Origin of the sequence: Chitinophaga oryziterrae (assembly GCF_009758125.1) — a bacterium.
Lineage (GTDB): Bacteria > Bacteroidota > Bacteroidia > Chitinophagales > Chitinophagaceae > Chitinophaga > Chitinophaga oryziterrae.
The window spans coordinates 648,735-656,932 of the sequence record NZ_WRXO01000004.1 but is presented as its reverse complement, the minus strand read 5'-3'; the positions used below and the strand labels follow the sequence as shown (position 1 = coordinate 656,932).

The following is an 8,198-nucleotide window of genomic DNA, read 5'->3' as shown; positions in this document are numbered from 1 at the left end:
GCACTACCATAGACAGCGCAACGGTAACACAGGATATCAGCAAACCAAATCTGGTAGTGACGGCACCGGCTACTTTAACATGTGCAACTACCATCGTTAGTTTAAATGCAACATCCTCTACTACTGGCGCGACTATTACCTGGACTGGATTTACCTCCGGACAGGGAACAGTAAGTGTAAGCGCTCCCGGCAAGTATTATGTAACTGCCAGAAGCACCACAGGATGCACTACCATAGACAGCGCAACGGTAACACAGGATATCAGCAAACCAAATCTGGTAGTGACGGCACCGGCTACTTTAACATGTGCAACTACCATCGTTAGTTTAAATGCAACATCCTCTACTACTGGTGCGACTATTACCTGGACTGGATTTACCTCCGGACAGGGAACAGTAAGTGTAAGCGCTCCCGGCAAGTATTATGTAACTGCCAGAAGCACCACAGGATGCACTACCATAGACAGCGCAATTGTAACACAGAATATCACTAAACCCAATCTGGTAGTGACTGCACCGGCTACTTTAACATGCGCAACTGTTACTGTAAACTTAGTGGCGACTTCTTCTACCACAGGTAGTACCATCACCTGGTCTGGCTTTACATCCGGACAGGGAACAGTAAGTGTAAGCGCTCCCGGTAAGTATTATGTAACTGCCAGAAGCACCACAGGATGTACTTCCATAGACAGTGCAACTGTCATTCAGGACCTGTCTGCACCAGCAGGAGTTACGGCGAGTAATGATGGTACGCTGACCTGTATTAAAACCAGTACTGTTATAACAGCCAGCAGTACATCTTCAGGAGTTACCTACAGTTGGACGGGGCCTTCTAACTTCACTTCCAGCAATACGACAGCTACTGTTACAACCCCAGGAACTTATTTCCTGGTGGTTACAAATACTGCTAATGGATGTAAGGCAAGTTCAAATACTACTGTCAATCAGAATACAACTCTGCCTACAACCGTAATAAATCCGCCAACCGCTACCCTCTCTCCATTGTCATTTGACATACTGACAGCACTTAGTGTAAACAGCGCCACCTATAAATGGTCCTTAACATCCACCGATGTTAACTGGACCATTGCATCAGGAGCTACCAGCACTACTGTTACTTATATGTCAGGCCTGGAAGGTTCATCCGGTACCTTTAAGTTGAAGGTAACGAGTACGACTAACGGCTGTAGGGATTCTGCACAAATGGTATTAACAGTGCCTGTATCTACAGGCCGTGTAGCATCAACTGCTGTTGCCGTTGCAGAAGGGTCAACGTTTGAATACCATGCGTATCCTAATCCATTCTCTGATGTAGCTTATATCACCTTCAAATCACCTTCAACTACGCAGGTGACTGTAGAGCTATATGGCAATAACGGAGTACTGGAAAGACGTTTATATAATGATCTGGCAAAAGCAGGAGAAATACAGAAACTGACATTAAATGCTTCCGGCCTTCCGGCAGGTATCCACTATTGCCTGATAAAGGTTAATGGTAAGGTATATACCAGCAGATTAATTCAGGTGAAGTAGAGAATAAGTTCCTTATAATAATAAGAAAAGCCGGAGATCTCCGGCTTTTCTTATTATTATAAGGAACTTCATTTACAAAAGATTCTTATTATTGAGCCTTGCAAAAAAGGGATCTTTATATGTATCTCCAATTGGAATAACATTATTTTTAATAAATATTCTGTTACGATCAATAGAATCAATCTTATCCAGGGCAACAATAAATGATTTATGTGTTCGCATAAACTCAGCAGCAGGTAATACTTCTTCCATTTTTTTCATGCTTTGCAATGTAATGATTTTTTTATCCGGTGTATGGATAGCGATATATTCCTTTAATCCTTCTATATATTGAATTTCGGAAAGAGAAACTTTAATTATTTTATGTTCAGCTTTTACAAATAATACCTTTTCAGTCATTGGGGTATAAGGCATCGCTTTGCTGACAGCTTTCAGGAAACGCTCAAAAGAGATGGGTTTTAATAAATAGTCTAATACATCCAATTCATATCCCTTCAGGGCATAATTGGGATAAGCCGTAGTAAAGATCACTTTACTTTTCCCATTTATCAATTCCATAAATTGCACACCATTCAGCTCTGGCATCTGAACATCGAGAAAAATAAGATCAATTGGTTGCTGCTGGACTACCGACAATGCATCCAAAGGATTTGCATACGCACCCGCCAACTGAAGATAAGGAACTCTTTTAATGTAGTCGCAAAGCAGGACGCGTGGCAACGGTTCATCATCTATTATAATGCATTGAAGTATCTGCATATCAGTCTAGTTGTACAGTTAAATAGGTATTATAATAAAGGTCTTCCATTTTTATCTTAAACTGGTGTTTCCCGGGATAGATCAACTCCATTCTCCGTTTAACATTCATTAAACCTATTCCGCCTTCCTGATCCTTCAAAACATTATTAACCTTATTCCGGCAATGTAAAGATAGTTGTTTCCCTTTCAGGCTTAAGTGCATCACTGCAGGATCGCTAGGATCATTAAGGATGGCGTGTTTAAAAATGTTCTCCGCAAAATTGATAAGTAACAAAGGGGCAATCTGATAATTATCCACGTCTCCTGTCACAGAAAAATCAAAGCACATCGGGTCATTCATCCTCAACTGTTGCAGCGTCATTAATTGCTCTATATAATAAATTTCCCTGGCTAATGGCACTTTCTCATCATTACTCTCATATAACATATAGTGCATCATTTCAGATAACTTCATGATCGCATCAGGTGCCTGGGCAGACTGCTGATATGCCAGAACATATATATTATTAAGCGTATTAAACAGAAAATGAGGATTGATCTGTGATTTCAAAAATGCGAGTTCTGTCTTAAGGTTACTTTTTTCCATTTCCAGCTTGATGTGGTCATTTCTGAACCAATCGAATGCAAACCGGTAAGCAAAACTCAGGAAATATAAAGCACCCATGTAAGTACAACTGGAGAAAAACCAGTCTCCGATTTTAAAGGCCATACTTCCCTTCTGGAATACGCCAAAAGCCCGGTTAATAAGCAGGATAATAAATGTATAAAAAACGATCCCGCTAAACCAACTTAATAAAAGAGGAAGAATTTTCCGTCCCCTCACCCATCGGGGCAAAATTACAAACAGGCTTACATAGAAGGAGCTGATATAAAACAGATACGCTGTTATCCAATATGGAATTGCACTTGCGGCACCTGCGCGGATCATACTGGGGATTATCACTGCCGGAGGTATCAGCCAAAATACAATATGCCATAATACCAGTTTTGTTTTATTCATTGACTAAAGTTAACGAGTAACCTTCTTCCGAAAAAATATGTTGTGTTCCTTGATCGGGATAAGCTGTTGGTTGATCCGTTCATCCGGTTGGTTGAATTTTACTTTTTATGTTGTTGCTTATCGACAATTTTGTCTTGTTAATAAAATCATTATAATGAATTCATACATTGTACAGGTTGAAAATTTATCTCATCATTTCGGAAAACAATTAGTATTGGATGATGTTTCCCTGTTGATCCCAAACGGAAGTATTTACGGATTTCTTGGCCCCAATGGAGCTGGCAAAACAACTACACTACGGCTAATTCTAGGCTTATTAAAAAAACAAACCGGGGTCATTCGTGTTTTTGGCGATGATTTTGAGCGCCACAGAATAGCAGCCCTTGAAGGAATCGGCTCCCTGATTGAACAACCCTCCATATACCTTCATCTTAATGCCCGGGAGAACCTGGAAATATACAGGCTTGCTTACAAATGCGGGCAAAAAAGAGTGCATGAAGTATTAGAGATGGTTGGTCTTAATGATGTTGGAAATAAGAAATCAAAAGATTATTCACTGGGTATGAAACAAAGACTGGCAATTGCTATTGCTCTGTTACATAATCCGGAGCTATTGATACTTGATGAACCTGCCAATGGCCTGGATCCAAATGGGATCATCGAGATGAGAAACCTGCTACTGCATTTAAACCGGGAATTTGGCAAAACGATCCTGATTTCCAGTCATCTATTAGCAGAAGTGGAAAAGATTGCGACTGATGTAGGAATTATCCATAAAGGGAAATTACTGTTTCAGGGAACATTACCGGAACTCCATCAATTACAATCGGATCGGACTATCATCGAAATAGAAGTAGACGACCTTGAAAATGCCAAAACAGCGTTAGCACAACTGTTTTCTTTCACTACTGCTGGTCGCAATACATTACAGGTTATATGTAATAAAAAAGAACAGGTGGCCGCAGCGAATGACTTATTGGTAAAACAGGGTGTCCGGGTATATAACCTAAAGGTAATTCAAAACGACCTGGAGGCATTATTTGTTCAAATAATAACAGCGTAACATATGAAGTATTCTTTTTTACTGGGTATAAAGACAGAATGGTTAAAATACAGGCACACTTCTCTCTTTGGGTTAACCTTGCTGATAGCATCCTTAACACCCATCATGAAAATTATTTCCTGTATGGTAAGTGATGAGCTCTATGGGATGATGATGCATCGTGATTCCTGGCATTTTTTCCTGATGATCAATTGGAAAGATACAGCGGCTGTGATGCTGCCTATGTACGTTATTCTGCTTAATAATTCGATCGCACAAACTGAATACAGGAATAACGCATGGAAACAGCTCTATGCTTTGCCAAGATCTTATGCCGATATATTCTTTTCCAAGTTCATAGTGGTTCAGGTGATGATCATTTTTTACTTCCTGTGTTTCAACCTGTTTTGCCTGATTGCTGCAGTGCTCCTGTTTCTGCTAAAAGGGGTACATAATTTCTTCCAGCTCCCTATTCCCTGGTATCAGATGCTTATTATTTCGATAAGGGTATATATTGGCATATTGGCAGTCAGTGCCATTCAATATTGGTTGAGTGTAAGGTTCAGGAATTTTATGATACCGCTGGGAATCGGATTGAGTTTGCTGATTGGATGTCTGCTATTAGGAGGATGGGTCAAAAACCATCTCTATTCTCCTTATTTATTCCCATTGTTTATGTTCTCAATGGATCATTCTAATGAACATTATTCATTAGGTCTGATGTATATGGTTTCTTTAGTAAGCTTTGTGCTGTCACTCTTATCAGGCTTCCTGAATTTATATTTCCGGAAGGAAAAAGGATAACTGATGTTTGGAACGATTATCGTACTGATAAGTGACACCATTTTACCATGATCATATATCGTTACATAATTAACGAAATTCCCCTTTTTATTCGCTCAATCACAATTATGCAGATGTCATTAACCATCTGCTCAGTTAGTGACCACCTCTGATATGGCGGCAGAGGAAGCATTAAAAAAAGTTATACCCTACTACCCCGGTGCTTTGCGGAATAAAAACAGGGGCTCTTCAACAATTTCCATCATAAAAGTGTTTATTCCATAAAAAGATACCCCACGGCTAATACTGCCATAAAATATGATATAGATCATATTATGCGACTAATTATTACCTATCTAAGTATATAAAATAATGATTAAGATCATTTCCCCAACTGACAACAAGCAACACATTCCTCGTTAACTGGCGATAATTTGCATCGCAATACTTCTAGCCTGTATTATCCTTTTAAGAAATATTATATCCTTTCATTATGATCCGTTTTCTCTTAATAATAAATTATAAAAGCTTTAAATCCTAAAAATTCAGTTATGAAGCAAGTACATCTTTTAGCATCAATAGTTATTACAAGCCTTCTCATTTACAGTTGCGGATCCGGATCGGATTCCGGTTCCCAATCCTCTTCCGGTAATGCAGCAGGCGATTCCAGTATGGTAGCCCCCAAAGATAAAACCGCAGACCAGGCACTTACAGATGCCAAAGGGAAAGGAAAGTTTACCGAAGTAAAGCTTACTCACCCGCTGGACAAGGCAATGCTGGCTAAGGGGAAAGCAGTATACGATGTAAAATGCAGCGCATGTCATAAGGTTACCGGAGAAAAACTGGTAGGTCCTGGCTGGAAAGGTGTTACAGACAGAAGAAAGCCTGAATGGATCATGAATTTTGTGACCAATACAGATGAGATGATCGATAAAGACCCTGCTGCCCAGGCCATGCTTGAACAGTGTATGGTACGTATGCCTAACCAGCATCTCAGTGATGAGGAGGCCAGGGATGTGCTGGAATTCATGCGGGATAACGATGGTAAGAATTAATAATACATACTTTTTTTTTATGAAAAGAATATTCCTTCCGCTTTGCCTTGTCGCTTCAGTAGCATTCGTGCAAAGCTGTAAAATGAAGAACACCACATCTGCCGTGAAAGGAGATGCTGATTCAAAAGTATATGTTGCTCCCGGTAAATATGATGAGTATTACAATTTTGTATCAGGAGGCTTTAACGGACAGGTATCTGTTTACGGTTTGCCTTCAGGGCGGTTGTTGAAGCTCATCCCGGTATTTGCTGTATTTCCGGAAAATGGCTATGGCTACAGCGAAGAAACAAAGGCCATGCTGAACACGACCAACGGTCAGATCCCATGGGACGATCAGCACCACCTGGACCTATCCCAGACAAACGGAGAACAGGACGGTCGCTGGCTCTTCGCCAACGCTAATAACACACCACGTATTGCCAGGATAGATCTCAAAACATTTAAAACGGTAGAGATCCTGCAAATACCTAACAGTGCAGGTAACCACTCTTCCCCTTTCATTACAGAGAATACGGAGTATGTGGTAGCAGGCACCCGTTTTTCTGTACCATTAGGTGCAGAAGATGTACCGATCAGTTCATTTAAACAGAACTTCCATAGCACCGCATCATTTATTAGTGTGGATAAAAACTCCGGCAATATGTCGATCGCTTTCCAGATAGTATTGCCCGGTATGAACCTTGATCTGAGCCATGGAGGGAAAGGGCCCTCACATGACTGGTTCTTCTTTTCCAGTTACAATACTGAGCAGGCTTATACGTTGCTTGAAGTGAACGCATCACAAAAAGATAAGGACTATATCGTTGCCGTTAACTGGAAAAAAGCAGAAGAATATGCCAAAGCAGGTAAAGGCAAAAAAGTACCAGCAGACTATGCACATAATACCTATGATGAAGGTAAACAAACAGCTACCTCCGTTATAGAACATGATGTATTACTATTGGATCCTAAAGATTGCCCGGACATGATCTACATGATTCCATGCCCTAAATCCCCGCATGGCTGCGATATAGACCCTAGCGGGGAATACATTGTCGGAAGCGGGAAACTGGCAGCTCTGATCCCCGTGTTCTCCTTCAGTAAAATAATAAAAGCTATCGGAAGTAAACAGTTTGAAGGAGATTTCCAGGGCATACCCATCATAAAATATGAAGCGGCCTTATACGGCGAAGTACAAAAGCCAGGGCTGGGTCCTTTGCATACAGAATTTGATGATAAAGGAAACGCATATACTTCTATGTTCCTTTCTTCAGAAGTAGTAAAATGGAGTTTAAAGGATCTTAAAGTACTGGACAGGGCTCCCACTTATTATTCCGTTGGTCACTTAATGATTCCTGGTGGCGATACCAGGAAACCATCAGGCAAATACCTGGTCGCATACAACAAAATAACCAAGGACCGCTTTTTACCTACCGGCCCGGAACTGGCACAATCTGCTCAGTTATACGATATATCCGGCGATAAAATGCAATTGCTCCTGGACTACCCCACTATCGGAGAGCCCCACTATGCGCAGGCATGTCTTGCCAGTTTAATACAAGACAAGCAGGTGAAGTACTATGACATTAACAAGAATGGCAATGAATTTGTGACAATGGGCGAAAAGAAAGCCAATGTAGTACGCAAAGGGAACCGGGTGGACGTGTATATGACTGCCATCAGGTCCCACCTGGTACCTGATAATATTGAAGGGGTATTTGTGGGCGATGATATCTATTTCCATGTTACCAACCTGGAACAGGATTGGGATATTCCACATGGTTTCGCCATCAAGAACAATCCCAATGCAGAACTGCTGATTATGCCGGGGGAAACCGTTACCTTAAAATTCACCCCGCAAAAACAGGGTATCTATCCATTCTATTGCACAGACTTCTGTTCTGCCTTACACCAGGAAATGTCAGGTTACCTGAGAGTATCTCCCAAAGGGAGCAACACTCCCCTGAAATTCGGCACCGGTGAAACAGCAGATACAAGCGCACAAAAATAAGATCAATTACAAAAGGTACTGCGGCCACAGCTGTAGT

At 41.0% G+C, this 8,198-nt stretch carries 7 protein-coding genes; 5 read left to right on the top strand and 2 right to left on the bottom strand.

The annotated features are described in order from the left end of the window. Positions 1–1,532 (top strand): T9SS type A sorting domain-containing protein (locus tag GO495_RS17590; RefSeq protein WP_157301025.1); only part of this gene is annotated, 1,532 nt, incomplete at its 5' end. A gap of 72 nt (positions 1,533–1,604) precedes the next feature. Here the strand turns inward: GO495_RS17590 and GO495_RS17585 are convergent. After that, entirely contained in the window at positions 1,605–2,291 is a 687-nt protein-coding gene (locus tag GO495_RS17585; protein ID WP_157301024.1) for a LytR/AlgR family response regulator transcription factor, read from the bottom strand. A gap of 1 nt (position 2,292) precedes the next feature. Continuing rightward, positions 2,293–3,291, bottom strand: a complete 999-nt coding sequence (locus tag GO495_RS17580) for a sensor histidine kinase (RefSeq protein WP_157301023.1) — start codon at positions 3,289–3,291, stop codon at positions 2,293–2,295. A 154-nt stretch (positions 3,292–3,445) separates the two neighbouring features. Here GO495_RS17580 and GO495_RS17575 point away from each other — a divergent pair, with 154 nt between their 5' ends. The 4 genes from GO495_RS17575 to nosZ all read left to right on the top strand — a co-directional run bounded on the left by GO495_RS17575 (position 3,446) and on the right by nosZ (position 8,161). Further along, positions 3,446–4,354, top strand: a complete 909-nt coding sequence (locus GO495_RS17575) for an ABC transporter ATP-binding protein (protein WP_157301022.1) — start codon at positions 3,446–3,448, stop codon at positions 4,352–4,354. 3 nt (positions 4,355–4,357) lie between these two features. Further along, positions 4,358–5,137: an ABC transporter permease gene (locus GO495_RS17570; RefSeq protein WP_157301021.1), complete on the top strand. Its 780-nt coding sequence runs from the start codon at positions 4,358–4,360 to the stop codon at positions 5,135–5,137. Between the two features lie 530 nt (positions 5,138–5,667). Then, positions 5,668–6,171 (top strand): c-type cytochrome, encoded by a 504-nt coding sequence (locus GO495_RS17565; protein ID WP_157301020.1) that lies wholly within the window; start codon positions 5,668–5,670, stop codon positions 6,169–6,171. A 19-nt stretch (positions 6,172–6,190) separates the two neighbouring features. Continuing rightward, entirely contained in the window at positions 6,191–8,161 is a 1,971-nt protein-coding gene (nosZ, locus tag GO495_RS17560; protein ID WP_157301019.1) for a Sec-dependent nitrous-oxide reductase, read from the top strand. Positions 8,162–8,198 lie beyond the last annotated feature (37 nt).